The sequence below is a fragment of the Legionella quateirensis genome (assembly GCF_001467955.1).
GTDB lineage: Bacteria > Pseudomonadota > Gammaproteobacteria > Legionellales > Legionellaceae > Legionella > Legionella quateirensis.
The window spans coordinates 91,465-118,427 of sequence record NZ_LNYR01000038.1; the positions used below are offsets into that span (position 1 = coordinate 91,465).

The window sequence follows — 26,963 nt, forward strand, 5'->3', positions numbered from 1 at the left end:
CTTAATGGGTGAATGGGGTTCTTTTTGTGACAACCAGCTCTTCTTTGGGTTATGATTCACTCTTCTAAGATCTGTGGGTAAGGTGTATGTCTTTCGATTTATTAAAAACGGCTCCGCAATATATTATTCCTAAACAGGGACTCACTTGTTTTGCTGGTTTTGTGGCGAATGTACGAAATGTAGCAATAAAAAATTATATAATTCAACGTTTTATAAATAAATATCAAGTCAATATGAGCGAGGCTCTAATTGAAGATCCGACAGCATATTCCTGTTTCAATGAATTTTTTATCCGACATTTAAAGCCAGAATGCCGACCCTTGGCTGTGGCAGATATAGTCTCGCCTGTTGATGGTTGTGTCAGCGAAATAGGAGCAATTAATCAAGGGACTCTAATTCAGGCCAAAGGACGCTATTATTCGGTTCAGGAACTCTTGGCGTGCAATCGCGATAAAGCCAATGAATTTGCTCAGGGACGATTTGCAACGCTCTATTTATCACCTAAAGATTATCATCGGGTTCATATGCCAATAGATGCTGAACTTACTTCTATGACCTATATACCCGGTGCATTATTTTCAGTTCAACCAACAACGGCCAGAGTGATTCCCAAATTATTTGCCAGAAATGAACGACTGGCTATTTTTTTTAATACCAAGGCAGGACCTATGGCTATGGTTATGGTGGGCGCCGCTATTGTAGGCGCTATTGGAACCAGTTGGCATGGAGAGATTCAACGTGGCAAGAAAATGATACATTTTGATTATTCAGAAGCTGATTTTAAAAAATCTTATGCACAAGGTGAGGAAATGGGTTATTTTAAATTGGGTTCAACAGTTGTACTGTTATTCGCTAATGGTGAGCAGATAGCATGGGATAAATCATTAAAGGCCGAGAGCATCGTTCGGTTTGGCCAATCCATGGCCGCTGTTCAATAGGTTAATCATAAACTAAATTATATAACTGCGCCCGTAACAGAAGATAAGGCGCAGCCTAGTTGATTATACAAGAAGCGATCCAGGCAACCTTCTACATCTTCCCAAAGTTGAAGGTACTCCTCCAAAACAACCAATTTATCTGAGGTGATAAATCATCTTGATGTGCCTCAAAAAAATATTTGGTCTCGAGATAAATAGTTTTACAAAATTGAGTTCGTTCCTCCTTTAACTATTAAATGGATTAATAGCACTCAGCCTAGGGGTTCTAGAATTGCCATATCATTAAGCTACTGAAAAAATTGTTTTTTTATTGAATCCTATGCTAAATTGGATTGGATTGTTAATGGAATGCCTTAAATTAGGACAATGCATGAAGGATTCTAACCCACATGGAGTGATGTAAATGGATGTATTTCTCGATGGCTGGTATATTGCAGCAACCTCAAAGCAAGTCAGAAAAAAACCTATCCGTCGTGTTGTTGAAGGAAAAACCTTAGTCTTATTCCGAGATGAAAACAGGCAAGTGCATGCCTTGGTTGATCACTGTTTACATCGGGGAATGAGGCTGTCAAATGGTTGTGTAAAACAAGGAACACTTGAATGTCCTTATCATGGGTGGCGATATAATGGTAACGGGGAAGTCGTTTCCCAGCCGGCTTTATGTGACCATGATCCTCTTAAGTCCAAAACCTTAGCTATAGACAGTTTTCCCACCTTCGAGCAAGAAGAACATATTTGGGTGTATATTGGTAATTCACCCCCTAAATCAAATCCCTTTTCTTTTCCATTTTACGGTGAAAAAGGATGGGGACACTTCTTCATGCATACCCAATTTGAAGCTTCTGTTGTTGCTTGTTTAGAAAATTTTTTAGATGTGCCGCATACCGTATATGTCCATCCAGGTTTATTCAGGAAGGGCGGACTCACTACGGTGAAGGCACGTATTACAAAAGATTCACACTCCGTGAAAGCCGAGTTTTTAAATGAACCGGTACTCACAGGAATTGGTCCCCGGTTGTTTTTTCCTAAAGGCACTCAAATGCGCCACACAGATGCATTTTATTTGCCATCCATTTCACGGGTTGACTATACCTTTTCAAATAACCGAGCCTTTCTAATTACTTCTCAGTGTACCAGACAAGAAGATGGCATTGTGAATGTTACAACTCATATTGCCTGGAATTTACCCTTGCCCAAAATGTTATGTAAACCCATCCTGCGCGCGTATTGTCGTCACGTTATTCTTCAGGATGTGCGTCTTTTGAAAAAAATAGGACAACAAACAGAACGCTTCGGTCCACAATTTTTACACACCAATGCTGATTTGTTAGGTCGACACATCATATCACTAAGAAAGAATGCCGCTGATGGAGCTCTTGATGACAATGAAGCCATTAGCGTATACGAAAGAGAGTTAAATTTATGATTTCTGAAATAAATATAGAAGAAGAAAAACTACGAGGTTCTGTTGCGTTGGTCGAGCAGTGCGATCACAACACACGACAACGATTATATGAGATTTTCATCAAATACTATTCTAAAACAGATAGAGAGACTTTTGATAAGGATCTCAATGAAAAACAATGGATTTTGTTAATGAAAGATCACGACGGCACAATTCAAGGCTTTACAACGATGATGCTGTATGATTTGGTGTTTCAAGGGAAACCTGTTCGTGCTGTGTTCAGTGGCAATACCATCATTGAACAAGACTTTTGGGGCTCAGGGGTTCTTTCTAAAACCTGGTGTCATTTTATGGCTTATTTAAAATTATCAGAACCTGATGTTCCTTTGTATTGGTATCTCATTTCCAGCGGATATCGTACCTATCTGTTTTTGCCCTTATTTTATAAAGAATTTTATCCTCGATATGATAAAGAAACGCCCTCTTTTGAGGCTCAACTTATCAATACGCTGGGGCATATTAAATTTCCTGATGAATACTCTAACGGATTGGTTCGTCCACGTGTGCCCCGTGAGTGTTTGCAAGAATCAATTGCTCAGCCCCCGGAAAGAAAACTAAAAAATCCTCATGTCGCCTTTTTCCTCAGAAAAAATCCCGGATATTTGTTAGGCGATGAGTTAGTTTGTCTCACTGAATTTTCATTTGAAAATAATTTGGGAGCAGGTCTGGTCGCCTTACAAAAGGTTAAACAAACCAAATGGTTCAAAAAAGAGAGTGATGTGTCCAATGTATAAGAAATTTTTACGCCATTACTTGTGGACACGGATTAATGCTCCTGCCGCTAAACAATTTAAGCGAGCAATGCTAGAACCTCGTGAAACCCAGGAACGAATTTTGATTGATTTTTTGCGGCGTAACCAGCATACCCGGTTTGGTAAAAAATATGGATATGCATCTATTAAAAGCGCAGCAGAGTTTCGTGAGCGGGTACCTAAACATGATTATGAAGACCTTGAAAGCCCCATTGAGGCGATTAAAAAAGGAAAGAGTAATGTACTTAGTACAGATAAAACACTGTTTTTTGAAACAAGCTCAGGATCTTCAGGCCCTGTAAAATATATTCCTTACAATCAACGCTTTTTAAGTGAATTCAGGAAGTCGATTTCTACCTGGATGTATGATCTGTTTATCAATAGACCGGAATTAATGAAAGGATCTCAATATTGGTCGATTAGCCCGATGCTTAGAACAAAGAAATACACTGAGGGTAATATACCTATAGGTATTTCTGATGATAGTGAGTACTTAGGGCGATTTTCTCAACGCCTCATTGGGCCTAATTTGGCGATGTCATCCGAAATGGTTTCAAATGTTTCCCTGGATGATTGGCAAAACACCAGTATCCAACAACTCACCGCGTGCAGGGATTTACGATTTATTTCAGTATGGAGTCCATCTTTTCTGATTTCATTAATTCAGTATGTACCAAAAGGGATGTGTCCTCTGGATTTATGGCCAGATTTAAAAATTATCAGTTGTTGGGGTGATGCGGCTGCGAAACGATTTATTCCGGAATTAAAAATACTGTTTCCCGGGATAGAAATACAGTTTAAGGGCTTAATGGCCACAGAAGGGGTGATTAGTATCCCTCTGTTTGAACAACCAGACCCTGTCATTGCCTTAACCTCCCATTTCCTTGAATTTGTAGATGAGCATGATCGATGCTATCTCGCAGATGAATTAACCGTTGGGCGCCAATATAAAGTTCTATTAACAAGTGGAAACGGCCTTGTACGTTATGCTTTAGGTGATGTAGTTGAAGTGACCGCTCCTCTCTGTATTAAATTTAAAGGGCGAGGTGACACAGTGAGTGATCTGTGTGGGGAAAAACTGTCTGAATATTTTGTGCAAAGTGTTTTTGATAAACATCTTCCGGATGATTCGTTTTTTCTCTTAATACCTCAATGGGGGGAAACACCTTGTTATTATCTGTATCATCAAAGTATTCATGACTCCGAATTAGCCAGTAACGTTGAAGACGCTTTGCGAGAGTCCGTACATTACAACTATTGCCGTCAGCTGGGACAGCTTGCCCCGGTTCAATCTCGTTATTGCCCGAATTTGGCAGAGCGCTATTATTCTGCTTGTGTGAAGTCTGGACAACGACCGGGAGATATCAAGCCTCGGGCCTTATTACATTCAACTGATTTAGCAGAGAGAATCGTTCATGAAATTTGAATTAGCACTTCCTGATGAAGAAGCTTTGCTTAGAAAACATCTTTGGCAAACCCCCATGGCAGGGGCTGTAGATTTGGTTTTTGCACGTGAGCCTAATTACTTTAATATCGGTAAAACTCAAGGTGACACAGTACAGACTTTTGTTGGTAAGACAGATGGGGTAATCAAAGTATCAGGTATACGTGCAACACGTTTAAGTCAGGTAAATGGTCAGGTGCAAGAAACAGGATATCTGGCTGATTTTCGAATTGCCAAGTCATCACGAAATGGGTTCGCTTTGTTGCAAGCCAATCGCTTTTTAAAAAAACTCCATCAAGAACATCCAATACCCTACTATACTGCCGTCATTGGTGACGATAATGAGCGTGCATTAACCTCTCTCGCCTCAAATTATAAAGGATTTCCCAGATTTCGCGATTATGGCAGAGTCTTGACCCCATTATTGTTTACCATGAGAACATTGAAAAGTTGTCCCGAATTGGAGCGTGGTTCATTGAATACGCTACCTGAAATTTGTGCGAAATTGAATGAAAATAAACAGCAATTAGCCCCCTACTACTCCGTGTCTGATTTTACATCGGGAAAATTTCCAAATTTTAAAGTGGAGAATTTTTTAATTTTAAAACAAGGATCTAAAATAAAGGCGGTAGCTGGATTATGGGATCAAAGCACGTTTCGACAGACTGTTCCGATTCATTATGGGGGGTACTATCGGTGGTTAAGACCAATGCTTAATCATTTTTTGTCCTATGGCCTTCCAAGGGCAGGACAGCATATCAAGACCATTTACATGGCTTTTGTGGCCTCTGATAACATCGAAGATCACCGAATTTTGCTACGCGCTTGTTTGCAGAGTGCAAAAAAACAAGGGTTCACCCATTTAGTAACCGGAATCCATGAGCGCGACGAACGTGCTCCGCTTCTTGCTGAGTTTCCAGGAATTCCCTATGCAGGCCGCCTTTTTTTGGTCGATTATGATAACCATGAAGACCTTGATGATCGTGTGCCTTATGTGGAGGTTGCCACGTTATGAAATACGTCATTCATTTTCTTCTTTATACGCTGATTACGGGTATTCTTTATTCTTTGGCATCGAATCATCCAATTTATGAGCCTTTTGTGATTAATGAACTGGTTATTGATAATTACATCCCCATGATTCCTCAGTCAGTGTACATTTACATGAGTTATTTTTTCTTGCTTCCAGTTTTAATTTTTGTTGCCAGAAGTAAACCGGGTTTTACTACAGTATTTTATATTGCTCTAGCTTGTGGCGTGATCAATGTTCTGATCTACACCTTCGTTCCAACCCGATTATTTGAACGAATTTGGGCTCCGGAGAATTCCTTTTTAGCTTATTTACAATCTAAAGACACTATTTTGTGTGCTTTTCCCTCTGGTCACGTGGCACTCCCATTATCCATTGCCCTGGGAGCGTTTATGATAGCCTGTCAAAAAAGGCTACCCGAAGTCACCTCATTTTGGCGCAAGGTTTCTGTATTTTACTTCATTTGGTTTTGTTTGCTGGCTTCGTCAACCTTGCTTACCAAGCAGCATTTTGTTTTGGACGTGGTTTCTGGCGTTTTATTGGCAACCATCGTTGTATTGACTGGAATGTATTATTTATATGCAAAAAACCAAAAAAAATCACTAAATGTCCGGTCCCTTTGGGCATTGGTGTCCGAATTCTCATTAATTGCATTGGCTATGACTCTAATAATAAGGTATTGGCATCCTGTGACCATTACGTTGGGAATCGTCTTTATAGCGTCTCGGCAACATGCGCTCCTGGCACTATATCATGATGCAGTGCATTACCTGATTTCTTCAAATAAGCGGTTAAATGACTTTATTATTAACTGCTTTGCTGGCGTACCTTTTTTTATGCCGGTTCATGGATATCGTTCCTTACATTTTAGCCATCATCAGCATTTGGGAACTGTAAACGATCCAGAAAAACGGTATTTATATCGAAATCAGCCCTGGAACTATCAAGCCTTGAACTCTGGTTTATTACTTAAACAACTGTTGGGTGATTTATTGCTTTGGAATTCACTCAGGATGTTGTGGCTTTTTATCAAAGATCGAATTTCCCATAATAACGATATAAAGCTGCCTGTTACCTCATATTATAACGAGCTTTATTTTCAATTTATGTTCCTTTTCGTAATGATTGGCATTAGTTATCAATATTGGCCGTCAGCGGTAATCCAAGTCTTATTCTTATGGTTTCTTCCCTATTTAACGGTTACCCAATTGTTACAGAAGATTCGCAGCTTTGCAGAACATGCACCAATGAACAGTGATGCGGATTCTGGTAGCTGTTCATGGTCACCAGGTTGGTTGGGCTCATTTTTTATTTGGCCTTACAATATTAATTATCATAAAGAACATCATCGTATTAGCAATATCAGTTGGGATGAACTGCCAAAGAGGTTTTCTAACGTGGAACAACGTCCAGGAAAATCATTAATACAACATATATGGAGTGTAAATAAATAAAATGAGAGAAACTTACAAGGTAGAAGGCATTGATGAAATCAGTCATGTTGAGCCACAATACGATTCTTTAGGGCGCTACAGCACCATGAATTTAGTCGTGCTGTCTCTGCAAATAGTCGCTTGGTTTATTTTATTAAATACCATCGATCAGCATTCCTTACCCGTTGTGGTGCGAGTAATAGCAGTATTTTTATTTTGTATGCTCATGCAGGGGGTTTTTACAATGGTGCATGAATTTTGTCACCGAAATGCTCACCAAAATAAGAAATTAAATTATTTAATAGGATGCCTTTCCTCTACTCTTTTTGGTACTTCAGCTACTTTTTTAAGGGTACAACACTGGGGGCATCATCGTCGTAATCGCACAGAAGCTGAGCGAGCAGAATTCATTCATGATGGTGAAAGAAAATGGGGGAAAATCGGACGATATTATTTTGCCATTTTAGGCGGGATTTGGATTTTGTGCTTCCTGTTCCCGATGATAACTCCATTTATCCCCTATTCTTTTGCAGAAAAAATAGCTCGTGATAAACGCTTTAACACTTATTCAGCCGCCTTTGAGGAGTTTACTCGCGCTGATTGGTTACGCATGCGCATAGAAGGCGGTTTTTTGTTTGTTTTCTGGGCTTCAGTAGTTTATTTTGGCCCTTGGCATTGGTCAACTTTAATGTTGGCTTATGGTGCCTTCGCCTTTTCATGGTCTACCTTGCAATGGGTCTATCATTTGCATACTCCCATTCATGTTGTTGAGGGGGCATATAATCTCAGAGCACCTTGGTTAGTAAGAGTGTTGTTTCTTAATTTCAATTATAACCTTACCCATCACCGCCACCCTGCAATGCCTTGGCAAGAGCTCTATCGAAAGAGCAATCAAGTAGAAACACAGCCACTTTGGTATCGTTATCTTCTCGTGTTTCGTCCGCCTGTTTTTTTTCCTCAAGATGTATCTAAATTAGAGAAGAGATACTTCTAATGGCCCTTAAAAAAACATGGAACCCTGAAGGGTTTGACACTTATTTAAGCCATTTTCCAAACACGCCTGACCTTAAGCTGGCTGCTTCACAAAATATTACACATCAGTTCTGTGATATTTGGAATTCGGGATTGACGAGTTTGGAAAAAAGCCTTGATGGATTAAACAAAAACATCACGATTGTATTTGTCAGAGGTTACTTGGGTCGTTACATGTTAAATAGTCTCAAAGAGCCTGCCAATTTATTAAGACGGTTAGGCTATGATGCAATTATAATGCAACAAACGGCAGGGGGTTCCTACAGAGACAATGTCCAGCTGATACTTCAGCAATTAAAGTCTCGTCACAAGCGGAGTCATTTTATTTTCTGTGCCCACAGTCGAGGCGGATTGGAGTGTTTGAGTTTATTAACTGAAAACGAAGACATTCGCATTAAAACGAAAGCATTAATTATGTCTCAGACTGCCCGTGGCTCATCTCATGTTTTGGAAAGCATTTTACACGGGGAACACCAAAAAACAAATTATTCATGGTACCGTTCTTTATCTGAAAAAATGCAATGGGTGATGCTCTCTGCTATCAGGGCTAAAGTGGGTGGAGAAGAGCTCACTTCCAGAATATGGCCTAATCTCATCAAGAGAGTAGAAAACCAGCAATTCAATTTTCCGGTGATTCAAACAGCCTCCTGGTCTACACAACCGACCTTGTGGCTTGATTCATTCCATGAGCGATTAAAAGAGATTCGTCCTGCATGTGCCCATGATGGCCAATTTTTCTTACAAGATTTAATTTGGCCAAAAATCAATCATGTATTGCTCCCCAATCTGGATCATGCTCAACCAGTTGTAGGCGGGTTAAATTTCAATCACAAACACTATTGGTTGACATTAATTAACATGATTATGAGAAATACGATATAAATCAAGGAGTTGTACTCATTTGGACTAGTACAAAATGAATTAAACTGAATCAATGGTACCGAGAAGAGGACTCGAACCTCCACGGGGTTACCCCCACTAGCACCTGAAGCTAGCGTGTCTACCAATTCCACCACCTCGGCATAGTGCGCTACGTTACGCAAAATATAGGGTTATGTCAATTATTTTTTTATTTTGAGTAAGGTAACCCAGCTTTAAGTATTCGTTCTCTGACACCTTGCCATTCACTTTGTTCTGGTGGCAGTTCAATTGCGATGCAGATGGCATTGGACGCGTCGGCATACCTGAGCTGGTAATATAAATCGTAGGCAGCTTTTTCAGGATTGTCAGCTAGAAGATGAAAATGGTTGATTTCCACTCCTGGAGGTTGTTGACTGGCGATAACATAAACATCGCCCTCTCTTCTCTGGCAAAAACGTGAAAGGGTTTCAAACTGGTCAAAATAGTACAGGTTTTTCTGGGGTTGATAGTGACTCTCTAACTTACCAGGAACTCGAATGGTGTTTTCTTTGGGGGCGTAACGAGTAGGAATGACCGCTGCTATTGCTTTTTCATCAATTAGACCATGACGCAAAATTTGATAAGTATCGGGATCTGTTGCATCAATTATAGTGGATTCAATGCCAATACTGCATCGACCGCCATCCAGAATTAATAATTCCTGATCTTTAAATGATTGCTTTACGTGTAAAGCAGTAGTTGGGCTGACTTTGCCAAAAGGATTTGCTGATGGAGCAACTATAGGGGTGTCGAGCTTCTGTAATAATTTTTGGGCAATCGGGTGAGCAGGGCATCTTATGGCTACGGTGGATTGGCCGCCAGTAATTAATGGGTTAATTTGGTTTTCTTTGCAACGTAATACCAAGGTAAGAGGGCCTGGCCAAAATTTTTTAATTAATAATTGTGCGTACTCAGGGATCTCCTCCACAAGCTCTTTCAAATCCCAGTGCTCTGCTACATGAACAATTAATGGATGATTTAATGGTCTGTTTTTCATGGTGAAAACAGCTTTTATAGCCTTTTCTCTATTGATCAGCGCTGCTAATCCATAAACGGTCTCTGTTGGAATGGCAACAGGTTTTCCATCCTTTAAATCAAGAATTGCTCGATTCAGTCTAGTGGTTATTAGCGACATAAATGGGTCTCATTAGTAGTTTTATATAATAAAGGAAACAGGCCGAAGAGAGTGGGTAACAACAGAGCATTATTTTTACACAGATCGCCCCGGTAATGGAATAGTAAAGAATAAAAATAACTTTAAAAGAACCCATTGTGCTCCAGATCTAATACTGATTATTAGATTAGCAGGTAAGTATATCTTAACTGATACAAAAGAAGAGGTGTTTCATCTTTTGACTAGGTATTGGATGAGCTGCTGACTTTAAGACTGGTGGATTATCAATCCACCAGTCTTAATCATGGTATTAAGATGAATGATTCATCTGAACAAAATGCCCAACCTTAATCACTTATATTTAGATATAGCTCTCGTAATGGGGAGTCCACATTGTTGCATCAATGGCTTTATCAATTTCAGTGTCGATCATCGCATTGATATGCCCTTCTTTGATGCCCTGATTGATTACGGCTTTGGCTATATGTCGGCTCACTGTTCTAATTGACGAGAGTTCCGGCAAAAGACGTCCTACTCCAGTTTCTACGGCTGGTGCCAACTCACTTAAGGCAATAGCCGCAGCCATCATCATGTTATCCGTGACTCTTTTCGCTTTACCTGCAACAACGCCCAAACCGACACCCGGGAATATATAAGAATTATTGCATTGAGCGATATCGTATTTTTGACCGTTAAACTCTATCGGATCAAATGGACTGCCGGTTGCAATTAATGCCTTTCCAGAAGTCCAGTTTAACAGGTCCTCAGGAACAGCCTCTACACGGGAGGTTGGATTTGATAAAGGAAATATTATGGGTCTTTGACAATAACCAGCCATTGATTTGATCATGGATTCAGTAAACTGTTTGGGTTGTCCTGATACACCAAGGAGAATTGTCGGTTTTGCATTGATGATTACATCGTTTAAGCTGATTTGCTCTGAATTATGTAGGTCCCAGTTTTTTAATGATTGCTGGGGTTGAGTGAATCCTTTTTGAAACGGTAACAGATCGGTCATGCCGTCATGAAGTAAGCCATTTCTGTCGACTAAATAAAAACGAGATCGGGCTTCAGCCTCTGCCAAGCCCTGGCTCATCATGGCATGAACCAGTTGTTCACTGATGCCACAACCTGCAGAACCTGCCCCTAGCAGTGCAATGCGCTGATCTTTTAAGGGAGTTCCAGCAACTCGCGTTGCAGCAATAATCGCTGCGACAGCTACGGCAGCCGTACCTTGTATGTCATCATTAAAGGTACATAATTGATCTTTATAACGTTCGAGTAATGGATAAGCATGTTGTTGGGCAAAATCTTCAAACTGGAGTAAAACGTGAGGCATATGCTTTTTGATACTTTGTACAAATTGATCGACAAAGTCGTCATAGTCTTTACCTGAAATACGTTCATGTCTCCAGCCAATGTATTCAGGATCATTCAAGCGTTCCTGATTGTTGGTTCCGACATCCAGAATAATCGGGAGCGTTTTAGAAGGCTCTATACCACCACAACTGGTATAGAGGGACAGTTTGCCAATAGGAATCCCTAAACCTCCTGCTCCTTGATCACCTAAGCCAAGGATTCGCTCACCGTCGGTGACGACAATAACGCTTATGTTTCGTGATGAGGCAATCGATTTGATTATCTCATCCATTTTATCCCGGACTGGGTAACTTAGAAATAAACCTCTCGGTTGTCGGTAAATATGAGAAAATTGCTCGCAAGCCAAGCCGACTACTGGTGTATAAATAATGGGCATTATTTCTTCCAGATTTTCAATTATAAAGCGATAAAAGAGTACCTCATTATAATCTTGAAGAACTCGTAAATAGATGTGCTTTTCTAGTGGAGTTTCTTTTAATTTATAAGCATCACGGCAGCGGGCAACCTGTTCTTCAATAGTCTCAATAGTTGAAGGAAGCAGGCCATGTAATCCATATTTATCCCGTTCCTCTGTGCTAAAGGCGGTGTTTTTGTTGAGCAGACAATCTTTTATTAATTCCATCCCATGTTTTGTTATTTTTACAGTCATTGCAACACTCCTTGTTATTATTCACAGGAATTACGAAAAACATCCAATCGCTTGATACATCTAGTGTAGTTGATTTTTATATATTTTGTAGTGATATTCTGTTTTGCCTTTTAACCTTCATCAGCATAAAATGATTTTATTTGTCATCAGAAGATAGGGATGCATAGGGTGTTACTCACGTTAACAGAAAAAATGATGGATGGCTGCTTTTCTATGGTACCAAGGCAGAAGCCACAGTCAATGCATGTTGAACATGCAAAGATAATTGCGCATAGAGGCGCCCATAATAATTCCAGAGGAATTATTGAAAACACCCATGAAGCATTCCATTTGGCAAGAAATGCAGGGTGCTGGGGAATCGAATTCGATGTACATGCTACCGCAGATGGAGTCTTTGTTGTAAATCATGACATAACACTTAATCGATTGTGGGGGCATGATGCAACCATTTCTGATTTGACATTTAACGAGTTGCGCTCTCTAGTACCGGATATTCCGTCCCTTGCAGAAGTGATTGCTGAGTACAGTAGTGATTTGCATTTATTCATAGAATTAAAATCACCATTTAAGGATGAGCTCGCTTTAATGAACATTTTGCGAGGATTGTCACCCGCCAAAGATTTTCATTTGTTAGCTTTAGACGCTTCTATTTTTGATTCATTGACTTTGTTCCCCAAAAAATCATTATTATTGGTTGCAGTCCATAATAATGTGAACCAATTTTGTGAATTGAGTATCAGGGAACAGTACGGTGGCGTTATGGGGAGTTATTTGCTTTTAACTAATAAAAAAAGAAATAAACTAAATGAAGCCAATCAAGTTTCCGGGGTGGGCTTTGTGAACTCCAAAAACAGTTTGTACAGGGAGTTAAACCGAGGAATAAACTGGATATTTACAAATCAAGCGATAGAGGTGAGTCAGTATTTGCACCAGCTACGCTCGGAAAAAAATAAATAAGTACAGTTTTGGTGATGTGCATGAAGTGGAGCCGCTTCAGGACAGTAATTTAAAGACAGGAGTGTTCGAATAAATGGTAGAAGGTATTATTCATTTTTATAAAGCGTTTAAAAACTCCTGGAATGGCCTTAAATATGCCTGTCGTTTTGAGTGGGCATTTAAATTTGAGCTGGTGCTTGTGATCTGTGCCATACCTTGTGCCTTTGTGCTGGGGAATAACGCTGTAGAGTGTATACTGTTGATTGGATCAGTCTTAATGCTTCTTGTTGTTGAGTTACTTAATTCAGCTATTGAAACCACTGTAGATAGAATTAGTTTGGAACAGCATCCTTTGTCAGGTCTAGCTAAAGATCTTGCATCTGCAGCAATTTTTGTTGTTGGGATTAATGCTGCGCTTACCTGGGGTATTATCCTCGTCTATGCGTTGTTCTGATCAAATAAATAAGGGGCATTGTAAAATGCCCCTTATTTTTAAGCGGTAAATTGATTAATGGTTCGCGTTAAACGATTGACCAGTTCATCGATTTCATCTTCACTGATAATTAAAGGCGGTAACAGCCTGACTACGGTATCTGCTGTGATATTAAACAAGATTCCATTGGCAAGACCGATAGCTCGCATGTCAGTTGCGGGTCTGTCCAGCTCTATACCTATCATATAGCCTTTGCCTCTTATGGCTTTAACATGAGGATGTTCCCCCAGGTTGCTAATCAATTTATCCATCAGCAGCCCGCTGTTTTTGGTGACTTTTTCGCAGAGTTTATCGCGTTCGATTACATTTAAAACGGTCAACGCGGTCGCGCATGCCAGAGAATTACCTCCAAATGTTGAACCATGATTGCCAGGTTTAAACAGATCTTTAGCCCTTTTACTCATGAGACAGGCACCGATGGGTATCCCATTTCCCAGTCCTTTGGCAGTAGTTAGAATATCGGGTTGAATAGCGTAATGCATGCAGGAAAACAGTTTACCGGTTCGGCCATTACCTGTCTGGATTTCATCTAAAATAAGCATCCAGTCATGTTGTTCGCAGAGCTGGGCTAATGATTTAAGGTATCCCTCTTCCGCGGGATAAATTCCGCCCTCACCCTGAATAGGCTCTAACATGACCGCAACCACGTCTTCTCTGTTGGCGGCTATGGTGTGTATGGCATCAAGGTCATTAAAAGGAGCTCGAATAAATCCGGGAACCAATGGTTCAAAACCTGCTTGAACTTTGCGGCTGCCCGATGCAGTTAAAGTAGCCATTGTTCGTCCATGGAACGCTCGCTCCATTACAATGATTGAAGGCGTTTCAATACCTTTTTTATGACCAAAAAGACGGGTTAATTTTATGGCTGCTTCATTAGCCTCAGCACCTGAGTTGGCAAAGAACACTTGATCCATTCCAGCCATAGCAGTAAGTTTTGCAGCAAGTAATTCTTGTTCTTTAATGTGAAAAGTATTAGAAGTATGCAGTAATTTTGCTGCCTGTTCCTGAATGGTCCGTGTCACTTCGGGGTGTGCATGGCCAAGCCCACAAACCGCTATACCGCTCAAACCGTCGAGATATTCTTTTCCCTGTTCATCGTACAGCCAAACTCCCTTACCATGCGTAAAGGTTACGGGCATTGGATTGTAGGTCGTAATTAAAGCCATGATGTCTCCCTTTCGTCCTTAAAAATTATTTCATATTGTTGCTAACAAAATCCCAGTTTACTAACGACCAGAATGCATTAATGTAATCGGGGCGTAAATTTCGGTAATCAATGTAATAGGCATGTTCCCATACATCACAAGTTAATAAGGCAGTTAATCCATCGGTCATAGGAGTGCCCGCATTACTGGTACTGATAATTTTCATCGCGCCAGTAGCATCTTGGACAAGCCAAGCCCAACCGGAACCGAAGGTCGTTGCTGCAGCTTGGGTGAATTGCTCTTTGAACGCTGCAAAGGTACCGAAATTTTTATTAATCGCTTCGGCCAGTTTTCCTTTAGGCTCACCGCCGCCATTTGGACTAAGACTATGCCAATAAAATGTATGATTCCACACTTGGGCAGCATTATTAAAAATCCCGCCTTTTGCCTTCATGATAATGTCTTCCAGACTCATTGTTTCAAATTCAGTGCCGACAATGAGTTTGTTTAAATTATTAACGTAGGCATTATGATGCTTGCCGTAATGGTACTCCAAAGTTTCCTTAGATATATGAGGCGCAAGTGCGTCCAGAGCATAGGGTAATTGAGGCAGGGTAAATGTCATTATAATCTCCGATTTATAAAGCGCCTAGTGTAGCAGGATGGATGCGATATTCAATGTGCTTGAAATAGCATTTTATTATCAGGACTTAAGGAAAACCCTCTCATTATCACTTCTTTTTGTCTTGACCCTAAAGTATTTCGTAAGTCCTGATTATTATTATTTGCAAAATTAGTGTATACTATTAGTCCAAATTGACTTGTTTTATCAAATAATACCCCTTATTGGTGAAAAAGCATCAGGTTGCCAGTATGGTTGATTTACTGCATCATAATGCAAATGCGAATCATTAGTTGCGACCTTGTCAGGTTTTCGCCATAATTGGTAGGATTTATTTATTTAAAAGGTGCATAAGTGGATACTTTAGATAAAATTAAAAAGCAAATTGAAGAAAATGCAATTATGCTTTATATGAAAGGAACACCCAAGATGCCACAATGTGGGTTTTCCGCGCGCGCGGTCCAGTGCATTGAAGCTTGTGGTGTAAACTTTGCCTATGTTGATATTCTTGCGAATCCAGATATCCGTCAGGTTTTACCTCAGGTTTCTGATTGGCCTACTTTCCCGCAACTCTATGTGAAAGGTGAATTGATTGGTGGTTCTGACATCATTGCTGATATGTTTCAGCAAGGTGAATTGGAGCCCATGTTACGTGATGCGATTGCTGCATAATTATAATAATAGCGTGAAGATAACTTCGCGTATTGCAATGGAGATCATAGAATGAGTGTATTAGTCGGGCGTAAGGCACCAGATTTTACTGTAGCGGCAGTAATGGGTACAGGTGAAATCGTTGATAAATTTAATTTACATGAACATTTAAAAGGTAAATACGGCGTAGTATTTTTCTATCCACTGGATTTTACTTTTGTTTGCCCATCTGAGCTGATTGCCCTTGATCATCGGATTGAAGAATTTAAAAGCAGAAATGTTGAGGTAGTCGCGGTTTCTATTGACTCTCACTTTACTCATAATGCGTACAGAAATACCCCGGTAAAAAATGGTGGAATAGGACCTGTTCGTTATACAATGGCTGCAGATATGACTCATAGCATATGTCAATCATATGGTGTTGAGCATCCTGTTGCTGGTATTGCCTTCCGCGGTGCTTTTATCATTGATACCAATGGAATGGTTCGTTCTCAAATTGTTAATGATCTGCCAATTGGTCGAAATATTGATGAAATCATCCGTACAGTAGATGCTGTTCAATATTTTGAAGAACACGGTGAAGTCTGTCCTGCTGGATGGAAAAAAGGTGATGCAGGTATGAAAGCTTCTCCCCAAGGTGTTGCCGCATATCTGGCTGAGCATTCTGATTCTTTATAAAAAGCTATAATCCGGGAACGGGAGCCATCACTTTGTGATGAGCCACGTTTCCGGATAGTGTTTCTCTCCAAATTATAACATCGACAATTTACGCCATTGATTCGTCATGACACAAAATAAATCCGCAGTCTTTTCGGCATCGTAAATAGCTGAATGAGCCTCGTTAGGATCAAATGGGATTCCTGCCGCATGAGCCGCTTTAGCCAATACGGTTTGTCCATAAATCAAGCCACCCAGAGTTGCGGTATCAAAGCAGGTAAATGCATGGAATGGTGATTTTACCCCTGTTCTTTTAATTGCTTCTTTTATGAATAATAAATCAAACCATGCATTATGTCCGACGAGCACCGCTCTTTGACAACGTGTTTTTTTTAACGCGGTGAAGATTGGTTGAAATAATCGTTCCAGAGCTACTTTCTCATCCACTGCAAAACGTAAAGGCTGGAATGGGTCGATTTGGTTAAATTCCAGAGATTTCTGGTCTAACTCTGCTCCGGAAAAGGGCAGGATGTGTTCAAAATAACTATCTCCCCGTCTTAGTTGTCCCTCGGAGTCCATGTCAACTAAAACGATACACATTTCTAAAAGCGCATTTTTATGAGGCACTAAACCGGCAGTCTCAACATCAACAACTACAGGCAAAAACCCACGGAATCGTTCTTTAATGTTGATGCTTAAAATAGTATTACTCTTGGTCATAGATACTCCAGGGCAGCGTTTGTCCTGCAGCCATTGGAACGACCTGACTCTGTCCAAAAGGCATTTCATTAGGAATGTTTTGTGGGATTTTCACCAGTTCAATCTGATCTCTATTAATTGGCAATTGATAAAATTCAGCACCGAACACACTCAAAAAATGATTGAGCTTATTTAACTGATTGAGCTCATCAAACATCTGGGTATAAAGGGCAACTGCAAACGGAGCCGAGTAAATTCCGGCACAACCGCAGGCATTTTCCTTTGTTGATATGGCATGAGGGGCGCTGTCTGTACCTGCGAAAAATTTGGGAGAGCCACTACTGATCGCAAGTTGCAGGGCTCGTTGATCCTTCTCATGTTTTAAAATGGGCAAACAATAATAATGAGGTCTTATTCCTCCGGCTAGTAGATGATTGCGATTATATAAAAGATGATGAGGGGTAATTGTGGCGGCAACGGTCTGAGGAGCTTCACTAACAAAATCAACTGCAGTTTTGGTCGATATATGCTCCAGTACCACTCTCAATTTTGGAAAGTTAGTGATTATGGGTTTTAAATATTCATCAATGAATAATGCTTCTCGCTCAAAGATATCACTATGAGTTACCTCTCCATGGATTTGTAAGACTAAATTATTGCTCTGCATGACCTCAAATAATGGATAAAGTGCATTTAATGATTTGGCACCTGCCTCAGAATTGGTTGTTGCTCCTGCAGGATACAATTTTGCGCCTAAAATATAGGGTTCTGATGCGGCTGAGTGCAGTTCATCAGCTGACACAGATTCATTCAGATAATAAGTCATATAAGGAATAAAAGAATTACCTTCAGGTATAGCAGAAACTATCCTGTTCCTGTAGTTTTGTAATAATGGCATGGTAGTAAGGGCTGGCTTTAAATTTGGCATAACCAATGCGCGTGCAAAATGTTGAGCTGTTGCTGGAACCGTATGGAGCAATTGGTCTCCGTCTCTGAGATGAACATGCCAGTCATCCGGGCGGTTAATAATTAGGGTGTGCATAATAAAGATTCCTGCATCATTGCCGATACATAAGGATATCATGAATTAGGTCATTGGGATGAGCAAAAAATGGCACTTGGACATATTTCAGGCAAAAGTATATTGGCAAGTTTAGTGAGTAGCATGCTCTATATGACGAGTGCCATAGCAGTGCCACATATAGATTATGCCAGTCCCATGGGTGATGAACAATGGAAAATGAGTGGAAATCCTCTTCGTTGTGGATTGTCACTTGTCATTCCAAATTACGGTATTGGCTATTTTGAACAATACGCAACAAAACCACCGCATTTTATTTTACGTAAATGGGATCAAGTACAGAGATCATTGCCAGCTCAGGTTTTAGCTAAACCTCCCGTTTGGAAACCACTTTTATTAAATTCCTATGTCGTTGCACGCTCCTACATTAAACCGGGTGAATATGGCATATATCTCAATCGCGAACCGGCATTAAAGTTGTTAATTTTTTTATCACAAGGATATCAGGCTAATTTCAATTACTTATCAGAGGAAGGATTTAGCGTTACTGTATCTCTTTCTCCGATTCGCTTTCAGAAAGTCTATTCAAAATATCAACAGTGTCTGGGAGGGTTATTACCCTTTAACTATGATGACGTAAAAGATACCGTATTTCATTTTGGCATTGACAGTAAATTGTTAACAGATGAAGACAAATCCCAGTTGCGCCGAATTGCTCAATATGTAGCAGCTGATATGCAGATTGATGTTATCCGAATTGTCGGGTATGCCGATGAGAGCGGTCGTAAAGGCTATAATAATGCAGTCTCTCAATTTAGGGCCGAAGCTGTAAAAAATTATTTACTATGGCTTGGAGTACCCAAAAGGAAGTTGTCTGTAACCTGGTTTGGGGCTCAAAAACCCATTGCACGTAATGATACTGATGAGGGGCGAGCAGCAAATCGACGTGTTGTCATTGAACTGATAAAAAAATAATCCAGGCGTTCATAATTTCCCATGCTACTGATAGTATTCAATTATTTTTAATTTATTCTTGACTTCTATACGGTCACTTTAGATACTCTTAAAGTTACTGACATAAACATTCAAATAAAGCATTACTGTTCAGGACTTATGAAAACACCCAGTCCACTCGTTAAGAGGAATTTTTAAATCGGTCAACTCGTTAATTAAAAATTTCTTTTACCTCGACCTAGGGTTTTTTCGTAAGTCCTGTCGTTTTGATTGTTGCGTTACATCATAATGGAATAAATAAATATTCGATGGAGAGAGACATGATGAGTTTAAAAAAGACAACAATAGCGTTGCTGATTTTAGGTAGCGGAGCATCATTTGCGGGTACAATGGGCCCCGTATGTACTCCGGGTAATGTCACTGTTCCCTGTGAAACGACTGCTTGGGATGTAGGCATAACCGCATTGTATTTACAACCAGTTTACGATGCTAACTGGGGTTATAACGGTTTTGTTGATGTAAATAATTACAGACATTGGCATGATTTTGATGGTGATTGGAACTGGGGTTTTAAACTTGAGGGTTCTTATCACTTTAATACAGGTAATGATATCAATATCAATTGGTCTCATCTGGACGCTGATACAGATCACTGGGCTTTTATCGATCAGCTGTATCAATATAACACCAAATGGGATGCCGTTAATGCTGAACTAGGTCAATTCGTTGATTTTAGCGCCAACAAAAAAATGCGCTTCCATGGTGGTGTTCAATATGCGCGCCTTAATACACAGGTAAATCGTCATTTAAACGGAGCCTATGTCGATGGTTATCATTCCGAGTTTAATGGTTTTGGACCACGAACCGGAATTGATATGAATTATGTATTTGGTAATGGATTCGGTATTTATGCAAAAGCTGCTACAGCAATTCTCGTTGGTACCAGTAAATTCAATGATGCCTGTGTGGTTTGCGGCAATTCATATGGTTCTAAAAATGCGATGGTACCTGAAGTTGAGGCTAAATTAGGCGCTGATTATACTTATGCTATGGCACAAGGTGATTTAACTTTGGATGTTGGTTATATGTGGTTTAATTACTTCAACGCCTTACATAATAATGCAGCGCGAAATGTAGGACTTCCTGGTAGTTTTGAGACCGACTTTTCAGCTTCCGGTCCTTACATTGGTTTAAAATATGTGGGTAATGTTTAATCGGACGGTTTTTTGCAACAGATAAAATGATTGAGGCATCCACTTTGAAGTCAATTCAAGTGGATGTTTTTTTTGTGGGAAACAGAGTTGATTTGGCAGTACTAATCATTTGCACCAAACACTTATATGGAGACAAGGTATGTTTCATCTAAAAAAATTGGCAGTAACGGTTTTTCTTTTAAGCAGCAGCGCCGGTTTTTCAGGTACCATGGGGCCTGTTTGTAGTCCAGGAAATGTAACCGTTCCTTGCGAGAGCACGGCCTGGGATGTTGGTTTAACCGCATTGTATTTACAGCCCATAGAGGATGCAGACTGGGGTTACCGCAGTATTGTACCAGTGGCCGGATATGATCATTATAATGATTGGAATCATGGTTTTGACTGGGGGTTCAAACTGGAGGGCTCTTATCATTTTAATACAGGCAATGATCTTACTGTTAACTGGATGTATTTAAATCCTGTAACTAATGGTTATTACGGTATCGCTAATCGTACGTTTCATCATGAATTGAAATGGAATGTAATTAATGGCGAGTTAGGTCAGTTTGTTGATTTTAGTGTGAACAAGAAGATACGTTTTCATGGCGGTGTTCAGTACGCACAAATTAAAGGCAGTCTTGATAATTATAGAGGCGGTGTGTTTTTTAGTCATGCTGATTCAGAATTCAGCGGATTTGGGCCTCGCACTGGTATTGATATGAATTATGTGTTCACAAATGGACTTGGCGTCTATGCTAAAGCGGCAACTGCTGTATTGGTCGGAACCAGTCGGTTTTATGATGGGGTGTTCTTCAATTACGGCTCAAAGAACGCGATGGTTCCTGAAGTTGAAGCCAAGCTGGGCGCTGCTTATACTTATTCGCTGGCTCAAGGTGATTTGATTCTGGATGCAGGATATATGTGGTTTAATTATTTCAATGCATTGCACAATACAATTGCTATTCCTATTGGCGGGATTGAAGGTGATCTTGCAGAATCGGGTCCTTATCTCGGTTTGAAATATGTGGGGCATGTCTAGATAGCGGTATATCATCGTTCCAGCCACTCAGTTGAACTCATGATCAATTGAGTGGCTCTCCATTCAAAATAATTTGATGTAAGACACAAACTATGAAAAAGAGCTAATGCGGCACCTTAAAAATAGAGCAATTCATGTTTTGTTTAACGTAGTTTAGAAAATTGACATATGCTCAAAAATTACATTACGTGCCCAAAAAAATGGTATCCCCATGAAAATATTCACTTTTTTTACCAAAATTCTTGACATCTTTAAAATCAGTGCTGATACTCATATCGTTGCATGCTTCGAAGCTGAATGACGAATGCATGCTATTGACAACTCTAAAAGGTGAGTTATCAATAAAATGGGAACTCAATAATAATTTAGTGGAGACAAGGCATGTTTAGTTTGAAAAAAACAGCAGTAGCTGTTCTTGCTTTAGGTAGCAGTGCAGTGTTCGCTGGTACTATGGGACCAGTTTGCACTCCAGGTAATGTAACCGTTCCTTGCGAAAGAACTGCTTGGGATATAGGTATTACAGCCCTGTATTTACAACCAGTATATGATGCTGATTGGGGATATCGTGAAATCGTTCGTTTTAACGGTTTTGATCACTACCAGGATTTGAATCAAGATTGGGATTGGGGCTTCAAATTAGAAGGCTCTTACCATTTCAACACTGGAAATGACCTTAACGTTAACTGGTATCATTTGGATACAGATAACAACGGCTATTATTCTAATCTGGTTGATCATTATCGTCACAATGACAAATGGGATGCTGTTAACGCTGAGTTAGGTCAATTTGTTGATTTCAGTGCTAACAAGAAAATGCGTTTCCATGGTGGTGTTCAGTATGCAAGAATCCAAATGGATCACAATTTTTACACCGGTGGTTTCTTCTTTGCCAACGCAAACTCTGAATTTAGCGGTTTTGGACCACGTACCGGTCTTGATATGAATTATGTATTTGGTAATGGTTTTGGTATCTATGCTAAAGGAGCTGCAGCAATTTTAGTTGGTACCAGCAAGTTCAATGATGGGCTTAACTTCGCTTATGGTTCTAAGAACGCGATGGTTCCAGAAGTTGAAGCTAAGTTAGGTGCTGATTACACTTATGCAATGGCTCAAGGTGATTTAACTTTGGATGTTGGTTACATGTGGTTTAATTACTTCAATGCTATGCACAACACAGCATCTCCAGCAGGCTTTGAAAGCGATTTCTCAGCTTCTGGCCCTTACATTGGTTTGAAGTATGTTGGTAATGTGTAATTTGTTAACTTTTTAAGAAATTTCAGCAATACTGTTGACTTTATTTAAGTCCGGCTGGATAATTTATCTAGGTACGCTCTCGATTAGAGCGAAGAATGCGTACTGTTGCTGATTACTATTAAATTGGTAACGAACGGAAATTAATAATAAAAAAGTGGAGATAAGCATGTTAAATTTGAAAAAAACAGCGGTAGCTGTTCTTGCTTTAGGTAGCAGTGCAGTGTTCGCTGGTACTATGGGACCAGTTTGCACCCCAGGTAACGTTACTGTTCCTTGCGAAAGAACTGCTTGGGATATCGGAATTACAGCCCTGTATTTGCAACCAGTATATGATGCTGATTGGGGATATCGTGAAATCGTTCGTGTTAACGGTTTTGATCACTTCCAAGATTGGAATAATGATTGGGATTGGGGCTTCAAATTAGAAGGTTCTTACCACTTCAACACTGGAAATGACATCAATGTTAACTGGTATCATTTAGATACTGATAACGACGGTTATTTCTTCGGTGCGGTCAATCATTATCGTCACAACATCAAATGGGATGCTGTTAACGGTGAGTTAGGTCAATTCGTTGATTTCAGTGCTAACAAGAAAATGCGTTTCCACGGTGGTGTTCAATACGCAAGAATCAAAATGGATCACAACCGTTACACAGGTAACGTTTTCTTCGCTAACGCAAATTCTGAGTTCAGCGGTTTTGGACCACGTACCGGACTTGACATGAACTATGTATTCGGCAACGGTTTCGGAATTTACGCTAAAGCAGCTACTGCAATTTTAGTTGGTACTAGCAGTTTCAATGATGGAATTAACTTCGCTTACGGTTCTAAGAATGCGATTGTTCCAGAAGTTGAAGCTAAATTAGGTGCTGATTACACTTACGCAATGGCTCAAGGTGATTTAACTCTGGATGTTGGTTACATGTGGTTCAACTACTTCAATGCTATGCATAACACAGCATCATTGACCGGTTTCGAAACTGATTTCTCAGCTTCTGGCCCATACATTGGTTTGAAGTATGTTGGTAATGTGTAATTTCTTATTAATTTAAGAGTTATTTTAGAGCCCGTCATTAAGGTGATGGGCTTTTTTTTTACGTAAGGGAGTATTTATGTTAAAAAAGACGACTTTAGCTGTATTAGGATTAGCAGCAAGTAGCTTTGCGGCTGCTGGTACGATGGGACCAGTGTGTACACCCGGAAATGTTACTGTTCCATGCGAAGCAAGACTTTGGGATATTGGTGTTCAGGCCCTTTATCTAAGACAAGTATATGATGCTGATAAAGCTTATCAACATGATATTCTGCCTTTTAGGGGATTTCGTGAAGTTAATAATGAATGGGATTGGGGATATAGGCTAGAAGGTTCCTATCATTTTAATACTGGTAATGATGCAACAGTAACCTGGGTACATTATCAAAATGATTCAAACCGGGATGGCTTTGTTGGTTTAATTCCATTTTCACAACAAGTTGCACCACTATCTTCACCTTACCGAATTGAAGATGATACCTACTTTAATCAGGTGAATCTGGTGTTGGGTCAGCATGCAGATTTTGGTTTGGTTAAAAAGATGCGTTTTTATGGTGGTTTGCAGTATGCCAGTATAGACGATAATGCAGCCTCCTATTTTTACCGTTCACCAAGACAGTTAATTCCAGCCGGAATTGGAGCTGTTTATCAATATGAAAAAACAGACTTTAAAGGGGTTGGTCCTGTAGTAGGAATTGATTATTCATATGATATTACCAGCGCATTCAGTGTTACAGCTAATGGCGCAGGGTCAATTCTTTATGGAACAAGTCGCTTTAATTACGGTTTTGCTGGTACACCTGTAGGGGCAGTATTGTTGGATCGCTATGGCAGTAAAAAAGCAATTGTTCCCAGTTTAGAAGCTAAACTCGGATTAAATTATGCTTATGCTATGGCTCAAGGTGTATTGAATATTGAAGGCGGTTATCAAGTAATGAATTATTTCAATGCCTTACAAACAGTTGGAATTGGTGGTTTTACCACAGTTCAGGCTAATAACAGTGATTATGGTCTCTATGGCCCATATTTCGGTGTTAAATATGTAGGTAATGCATAATAGTTCAATTATTGATAAAAAGCCCATTGTATATGGGCTTTTTTTTTATCATTATCAAGCTGAATAGTACATGGAACAGTACTGAAGAAAGTACGTAGTGAACATGCACTAAATGAAGCACTTCTTCATAAAAATTGATTTATTCATTTCATCAATTAAAAAACCTATGTTCCTTGATTTAAATAAACTAAATATTCCTGTGTTCAAGAGCCTTTCGTAATCTGCATATGGATCCGGATTTAACTCTAGCCATCAAGAAATTGCCACGATATAATCCATCGTCTATTCGATGTTGATGTAAAAATAATACACAGGAGTACCCCGCATGAAGTTCAAGAAAATCATATTGGCCCTGGCCTGTTTATCAACCCCCTTATATGCGGAAAATGACCAACAACTTCAACGTGAAATTCAACGTTTGCAACACCAGGCTCAAGATTTGCAGACTCAACTTGATAGATTGCAAAAGCAACTGGTATCACGTAATAAATCTCATGAACCTGGTACAGTAAAACCTGCAGCGAAAAAAAGTACTCCTCAAGCAGCTCCTGCAGCGACGAAAGGTAAGAAAAAAAGAGATAAATATTATTCAACTCATGTAACGGTACATGCTCCTGAAGCACATCCCGAATCAATAGGGTTCTATCCAACTGCACTTGTCGCTGATGATCGGGTCGTAACGTATATTGCTGGTACTCCTGTAGTTAGCTCACCCTATTTGGGAGATCGTCCGGCGTTTGATGGTTCTGATTATATAGTCAATATTTCGAGTATCAACCGGGATATTCGCTTGATGCAACAACGTCGACGTCTCTACAGAGCATATCAGAGTATTGGCTACCCCGTACCACAGATGCCCATTATTGCGTTGAGTGGAAAGTCAGAACCTGTAGGTGTAATCAACAACCCCTTTAGAAGTAATACGAATGGTGATCTAACCCTGGGATCAAGTGAGCTGGATATCGCTGCTGCACTTAATCAGAATGTTGAAGCCTATATCGCTATTGCCTACGATGAGAGCCCTCCAGCAGTAGGTCCTCGAATTAATAATTCGGCATTTAATCTGAATATGGGCTTTGTGAATATAGGTAATCTGGATAAAACTCCGCTGTATTTTACAGCAGGACAGCTGTATGTGCCTTTTGGCCGTTACTCAAGTTCCATGATCAGCGCCCCTTTAACTATGAATGTCGCACGTACCAAAACAAGACCATTTATTTTAGGGTATAAATCTCAGGAAGATAGCGGTCCATTTGCTGCAGTCTATGCCTATAGAAGTGACACTATATTAGGGAGGTCAGGAGTAGGCGGTGTAAATCTGGGATATATATTTGAATATCAAGAAGTGACAGGTGAAATTGGTGCGAGTTACATTAGTTCGATAGATGATGCGGCAGGCATGCAAAGCACGGGCTCCACTGTAGGCACCACATTTGGTGGATTTGGTTCAATTACCAACGGTAACGAAGCAGTAAGAAAAACTCAGGCCATGGATGTACACGGTAATATAGGGTACGACCGATACAATTTCACTGCTGAATGGGTGGGGGCTACCCAGGCTTTTAGGCCGCAGGATTTGAGTTTTAATGGTAGAGGCGCAAGACCACAAGCTGCTCAGGCTGAAGTGGGCATGACATTTAGAGCATTTAACAGACCTTCATCAATTGGTCTTGGATATCAATGGTCTAAAGATGCTTTAGCTTTGAATTTACCGCAACAAAGGTTCGTTGGTGTATTCAACATATCAATATGGAAAGATACTGTTGAAAGTCTGGAATATCGACATGATATAGATTATGGTGCAACACAATTTGCTAATGGAGCAGCCCCTGCTGGATTTGTAAATCTTCCTACCCTGGGAACTGGACGTTCAGCAGATACAGTGTCAGCCCAAATCGGCGTTTATTTCTAGAACTGATCTTATTCAATACCGCAGTCTGTCAAAATGAATCCATTTTCAGACTGCAATAAAACTCCCGTTTAAAAATCAAAACATCCCAAGTTACTGGGATCTGTTGACAATTCAGTGTGTTAATTCTTCGTAAAGGCCCACGTACCGCGGCTTGTCC

Annotated in this window: 25 protein-coding genes and 1 tRNA gene; 19 read left to right on the top strand and 7 right to left on the bottom strand. The window is 40.0% G+C overall.

The genetic code is table 11. The features are described from left to right. Window positions 1-86 precede the first annotated feature (86 nt). The 8 genes from asd to Lqua_RS13780 all read left to right on the top strand — a co-directional run bounded on the left by asd (window position 87) and on the right by Lqua_RS13780 (window position 8,976). The gene (gene asd, locus Lqua_RS13745; RefSeq protein ID WP_058474852.1) at window positions 87-938 is read left to right on the top strand and encodes an archaetidylserine decarboxylase; all 852 of its coding nucleotides are present in this window, start codon (window positions 87-89) and stop codon (window positions 936-938) included. A gap of 403 nt (window positions 939-1,341) precedes the next feature. After that, on the top strand, window positions 1,342-2,364 hold the full coding sequence (locus Lqua_RS13750; protein ID WP_058474853.1) for an aromatic ring-hydroxylating oxygenase subunit alpha: 1,023 nt from the start codon (window positions 1,342-1,344) through the stop codon (window positions 2,362-2,364). Then, on the top strand, window positions 2,361-3,137 hold the full coding sequence (locus Lqua_RS13755; protein WP_058474854.1) for a hypothetical protein: 777 nt from the start codon (window positions 2,361-2,363) through the stop codon (window positions 3,135-3,137). The genes Lqua_RS13750 and Lqua_RS13755 overlap by 4 nt, the downstream gene beginning before the upstream one ends. After that, window positions 3,130-4,581 (top strand): GH3 family acyl-acid amido synthetase, encoded by a 1,452-nt coding sequence (locus Lqua_RS13760; RefSeq protein ID WP_058474855.1) that lies wholly within the window; start codon window positions 3,130-3,132, stop codon window positions 4,579-4,581. The genes Lqua_RS13755 and Lqua_RS13760 overlap by 8 nt, the downstream gene beginning before the upstream one ends. After that, window positions 4,571-5,614: a hypothetical protein gene (locus Lqua_RS13765; protein ID WP_058474856.1), complete on the top strand. Its 1,044-nt coding sequence runs from the start codon at window positions 4,571-4,573 to the stop codon at window positions 5,612-5,614. Before Lqua_RS13760 ends, Lqua_RS13765 begins: the two co-directional genes overlap by 11 nt. Further along, complete coding sequence (locus tag Lqua_RS13770; RefSeq protein WP_058474857.1) at window positions 5,611-7,083, top strand: fatty acid desaturase; 1,473 nt, start codon at window positions 5,611-5,613, stop codon at window positions 7,081-7,083. The genes Lqua_RS13765 and Lqua_RS13770 overlap by 4 nt, the downstream gene beginning before the upstream one ends. Window position 7,084: 1 nt before the next feature. Then, window positions 7,085-8,056, top strand: coding sequence for a fatty acid desaturase family protein (locus Lqua_RS13775; RefSeq protein WP_115148800.1), 972 nt, complete (start codon window positions 7,085-7,087; stop codon window positions 8,054-8,056). After that, window positions 8,056-8,976 (top strand): lipase family protein, encoded by a 921-nt coding sequence (locus Lqua_RS13780; RefSeq protein WP_058474858.1) that lies wholly within the window; start codon window positions 8,056-8,058, stop codon window positions 8,974-8,976. Before Lqua_RS13775 ends, Lqua_RS13780 begins: the two co-directional genes overlap by 1 nt. Before the next feature lie 53 nt (window positions 8,977-9,029). Here the strand turns inward: Lqua_RS13780 and Lqua_RS13785 are convergent. From Lqua_RS13785 to Lqua_RS13795, 3 genes are all read right to left on the bottom strand, one after another. Then, window positions 9,030-9,116: transfer RNA gene (locus Lqua_RS13785), tRNA-Leu, on the bottom strand. 47 nt (window positions 9,117-9,163) lie between these two features. Then, complete coding sequence (locus tag Lqua_RS13790) at window positions 9,164-10,129, bottom strand: L-threonylcarbamoyladenylate synthase (RefSeq protein ID WP_058474859.1); 966 nt, start codon at window positions 10,127-10,129, stop codon at window positions 9,164-9,166. Window positions 10,130-10,469: 340 nt separating this feature from the next. Further along, a complete protein-coding gene (locus Lqua_RS13795; protein ID WP_058474860.1) occupies window positions 10,470-12,137 on the bottom strand; it encodes an NAD-dependent malic enzyme in 1,668 nt (555 codons plus the stop codon). 168 nt (window positions 12,138-12,305) lie between these two features. On the opposite strand from Lqua_RS13795, the gene Lqua_RS13800 reads away from it, so the two are divergent. Next, window positions 12,306-13,094, top strand: a complete 789-nt coding sequence (locus Lqua_RS13800; protein WP_058474861.1) for a glycerophosphodiester phosphodiesterase — start codon at window positions 12,306-12,308, stop codon at window positions 13,092-13,094. Between the two features lie 73 nt (window positions 13,095-13,167). Further along, window positions 13,168-13,527, top strand: a complete 360-nt coding sequence (locus Lqua_RS13805) for a diacylglycerol kinase (protein WP_058474862.1) — start codon at window positions 13,168-13,170, stop codon at window positions 13,525-13,527. A gap of 38 nt (window positions 13,528-13,565) precedes the next feature. Here the strand turns inward: Lqua_RS13805 and Lqua_RS13810 are convergent, their stop codons facing one another. Together Lqua_RS13810 and sodB are read right to left on the bottom strand one after the other, a co-directional pair. Beyond that, window positions 13,566-14,732, bottom strand: coding sequence for an aspartate aminotransferase family protein (locus Lqua_RS13810; protein WP_058474863.1), 1,167 nt, complete (start codon window positions 14,730-14,732; stop codon window positions 13,566-13,568). A 25-nt stretch (window positions 14,733-14,757) separates the two neighbouring features. Further along, window positions 14,758-15,336, bottom strand: a complete 579-nt coding sequence (sodB, locus tag Lqua_RS13815) for a superoxide dismutase [Fe] (protein ID WP_058474864.1) — start codon at window positions 15,334-15,336, stop codon at window positions 14,758-14,760. Between the two features lie 399 nt (window positions 15,337-15,735). Between sodB and grxD the strand changes: the two genes are divergently transcribed. Then, entirely contained in the window at window positions 15,736-16,005 is a 270-nt protein-coding gene (gene grxD / locus Lqua_RS13820; protein ID WP_238400571.1) for a Grx4 family monothiol glutaredoxin, read from the top strand. Between the two features lie 51 nt (window positions 16,006-16,056). Further along, window positions 16,057-16,662: a peroxiredoxin gene (locus Lqua_RS13825; protein WP_058474866.1), complete on the top strand. Its 606-nt coding sequence runs from the start codon at window positions 16,057-16,059 to the stop codon at window positions 16,660-16,662. 72 nt (window positions 16,663-16,734) lie between these two features. On the opposite strand, the gene rnt is transcribed toward Lqua_RS13825, so the two are convergent. Together rnt and pyrC are read right to left on the bottom strand one after the other, a co-directional pair. Continuing rightward, the gene (gene rnt, locus Lqua_RS13830) at window positions 16,735-17,361 is read right to left on the bottom strand and encodes a ribonuclease T (protein WP_058474867.1); all 627 of its coding nucleotides are present in this window, start codon (window positions 17,359-17,361) and stop codon (window positions 16,735-16,737) included. After that, a complete protein-coding gene (pyrC, locus tag Lqua_RS13835; RefSeq protein ID WP_058474868.1) occupies window positions 17,348-18,382 on the bottom strand; it encodes a dihydroorotase in 1,035 nt (344 codons plus the stop codon). Before pyrC ends, rnt begins: the two co-directional genes overlap by 14 nt. Before the next feature lie 123 nt (window positions 18,383-18,505). Here pyrC and Lqua_RS13840 point away from each other — a divergent pair, with 123 nt between their 5' ends. From Lqua_RS13840 to Lqua_RS13870, 7 genes are all read left to right on the top strand, one after another. Then, window positions 18,506-19,336 (top strand): OmpA family protein, encoded by an 831-nt coding sequence (locus Lqua_RS13840; RefSeq protein ID WP_338011281.1) that lies wholly within the window; start codon window positions 18,506-18,508, stop codon window positions 19,334-19,336. Window positions 19,337-19,635: 299 nt separating this feature from the next. Next, window positions 19,636-20,529 (top strand): Lpg1974 family pore-forming outer membrane protein, encoded by an 894-nt coding sequence (locus Lqua_RS13845; protein ID WP_058474870.1) that lies wholly within the window; start codon window positions 19,636-19,638, stop codon window positions 20,527-20,529. A 139-nt stretch (window positions 20,530-20,668) separates the two neighbouring features. Next, window positions 20,669-21,547, top strand: coding sequence for an Lpg1974 family pore-forming outer membrane protein (locus Lqua_RS13850; RefSeq protein WP_058474871.1), 879 nt, complete (start codon window positions 20,669-20,671; stop codon window positions 21,545-21,547). Between the two features lie 381 nt (window positions 21,548-21,928). Next, window positions 21,929-22,801, top strand: a complete 873-nt coding sequence (locus Lqua_RS13855; protein ID WP_058474872.1) for an Lpg1974 family pore-forming outer membrane protein — start codon at window positions 21,929-21,931, stop codon at window positions 22,799-22,801. 166 nt (window positions 22,802-22,967) lie between these two features. Continuing rightward, on the top strand, window positions 22,968-23,840 hold the full coding sequence (locus tag Lqua_RS13860; protein WP_058474873.1) for an Lpg1974 family pore-forming outer membrane protein: 873 nt from the start codon (window positions 22,968-22,970) through the stop codon (window positions 23,838-23,840). Window positions 23,841-23,916: 76 nt separating this feature from the next. Further along, a complete protein-coding gene (locus Lqua_RS13865) occupies window positions 23,917-24,894 on the top strand; it encodes an Lpg1974 family pore-forming outer membrane protein (RefSeq protein ID WP_058474874.1) in 978 nt (325 codons plus the stop codon). Window positions 24,895-25,219: 325 nt separating this feature from the next. After that, entirely contained in the window at window positions 25,220-26,806 is a 1,587-nt protein-coding gene (locus Lqua_RS13870) for an LbtU family siderophore porin (RefSeq protein ID WP_058474875.1), read from the top strand. Window positions 26,807-26,963 lie beyond the last annotated feature (157 nt).

What these genes read in the sequence shown, in the direction of transcription:
- asd (WP_058474852.1), top strand. Translation starts at nt 87, where the DNA reads ATGTCTTTCGATTTATTAAAAACGGCTCCGCAATATATTATTCCTAAA.
- Lqua_RS13750 (WP_058474853.1), top strand. Translation starts at nt 1,342, where the DNA reads ATGGATGTATTTCTCGATGGCTGGTATATTGCAGCAACCTCAAAGCAA.
- Lqua_RS13755 (WP_058474854.1), top strand. Translation starts at nt 2,361, where the DNA reads ATGATTTCTGAAATAAATATAGAAGAAGAAAAACTACGAGGTTCTGTT.
- Lqua_RS13760 (WP_058474855.1), top strand. Translation starts at nt 3,130, where the DNA reads ATGTATAAGAAATTTTTACGCCATTACTTGTGGACACGGATTAATGCT.
- Lqua_RS13765 (WP_058474856.1), top strand. Translation starts at nt 4,571, where the DNA reads ATGAAATTTGAATTAGCACTTCCTGATGAAGAAGCTTTGCTTAGAAAA.
- Lqua_RS13770 (WP_058474857.1), top strand. Translation starts at nt 5,611, where the DNA reads ATGAAATACGTCATTCATTTTCTTCTTTATACGCTGATTACGGGTATT.
- Lqua_RS13775 (WP_115148800.1), top strand. Translation starts at nt 7,085, where the DNA reads ATGAGAGAAACTTACAAGGTAGAAGGCATTGATGAAATCAGTCATGTT.
- Lqua_RS13780 (WP_058474858.1), top strand. Translation starts at nt 8,056, where the DNA reads ATGGCCCTTAAAAAAACATGGAACCCTGAAGGGTTTGACACTTATTTA.
- Lqua_RS13790 (WP_058474859.1), bottom strand. Translation starts at nt 10,129, where the DNA reads ATGTCGCTAATAACCACTAGACTGAATCGAGCAATTCTTGATTTAAAG.
- Lqua_RS13795 (WP_058474860.1), bottom strand. Translation starts at nt 12,137, where the DNA reads ATGACTGTAAAAATAACAAAACATGGGATGGAATTAATAAAAGATTGT.
- Lqua_RS13805 (WP_058474862.1), top strand. Translation starts at nt 13,168, where the DNA reads ATGGTAGAAGGTATTATTCATTTTTATAAAGCGTTTAAAAACTCCTGG.
- Lqua_RS13810 (WP_058474863.1), bottom strand. Translation starts at nt 14,732, where the DNA reads ATGGCTTTAATTACGACCTACAATCCAATGCCCGTAACCTTTACGCAT.
- sodB (WP_058474864.1), bottom strand. Translation starts at nt 15,336, where the DNA reads ATGACATTTACCCTGCCTCAATTACCCTATGCTCTGGACGCACTTGCG.
- grxD (WP_238400571.1), top strand. Translation starts at nt 15,736, where the DNA reads ATGCTTTATATGAAAGGAACACCCAAGATGCCACAATGTGGGTTTTCC.
- Lqua_RS13825 (WP_058474866.1), top strand. Translation starts at nt 16,057, where the DNA reads ATGAGTGTATTAGTCGGGCGTAAGGCACCAGATTTTACTGTAGCGGCA.
- rnt (WP_058474867.1), bottom strand. Translation starts at nt 17,361, where the DNA reads ATGACCAAGAGTAATACTATTTTAAGCATCAACATTAAAGAACGATTC.
- pyrC (WP_058474868.1), bottom strand. Translation starts at nt 18,382, where the DNA reads ATGCACACCCTAATTATTAACCGCCCGGATGACTGGCATGTTCATCTC.
- Lqua_RS13840 (WP_338011281.1), top strand. Translation starts at nt 18,506, where the DNA reads ATGCTCTATATGACGAGTGCCATAGCAGTGCCACATATAGATTATGCC.
- Lqua_RS13845 (WP_058474870.1), top strand. Translation starts at nt 19,636, where the DNA reads ATGATGAGTTTAAAAAAGACAACAATAGCGTTGCTGATTTTAGGTAGC.
- Lqua_RS13850 (WP_058474871.1), top strand. Translation starts at nt 20,669, where the DNA reads ATGTTTCATCTAAAAAAATTGGCAGTAACGGTTTTTCTTTTAAGCAGC.
- Lqua_RS13855 (WP_058474872.1), top strand. Translation starts at nt 21,929, where the DNA reads ATGTTTAGTTTGAAAAAAACAGCAGTAGCTGTTCTTGCTTTAGGTAGC.
- Lqua_RS13860 (WP_058474873.1), top strand. Translation starts at nt 22,968, where the DNA reads ATGTTAAATTTGAAAAAAACAGCGGTAGCTGTTCTTGCTTTAGGTAGC.
- Lqua_RS13865 (WP_058474874.1), top strand. Translation starts at nt 23,917, where the DNA reads ATGTTAAAAAAGACGACTTTAGCTGTATTAGGATTAGCAGCAAGTAGC.
- Lqua_RS13870 (WP_058474875.1), top strand. Translation starts at nt 25,220, where the DNA reads ATGAAGTTCAAGAAAATCATATTGGCCCTGGCCTGTTTATCAACCCCC.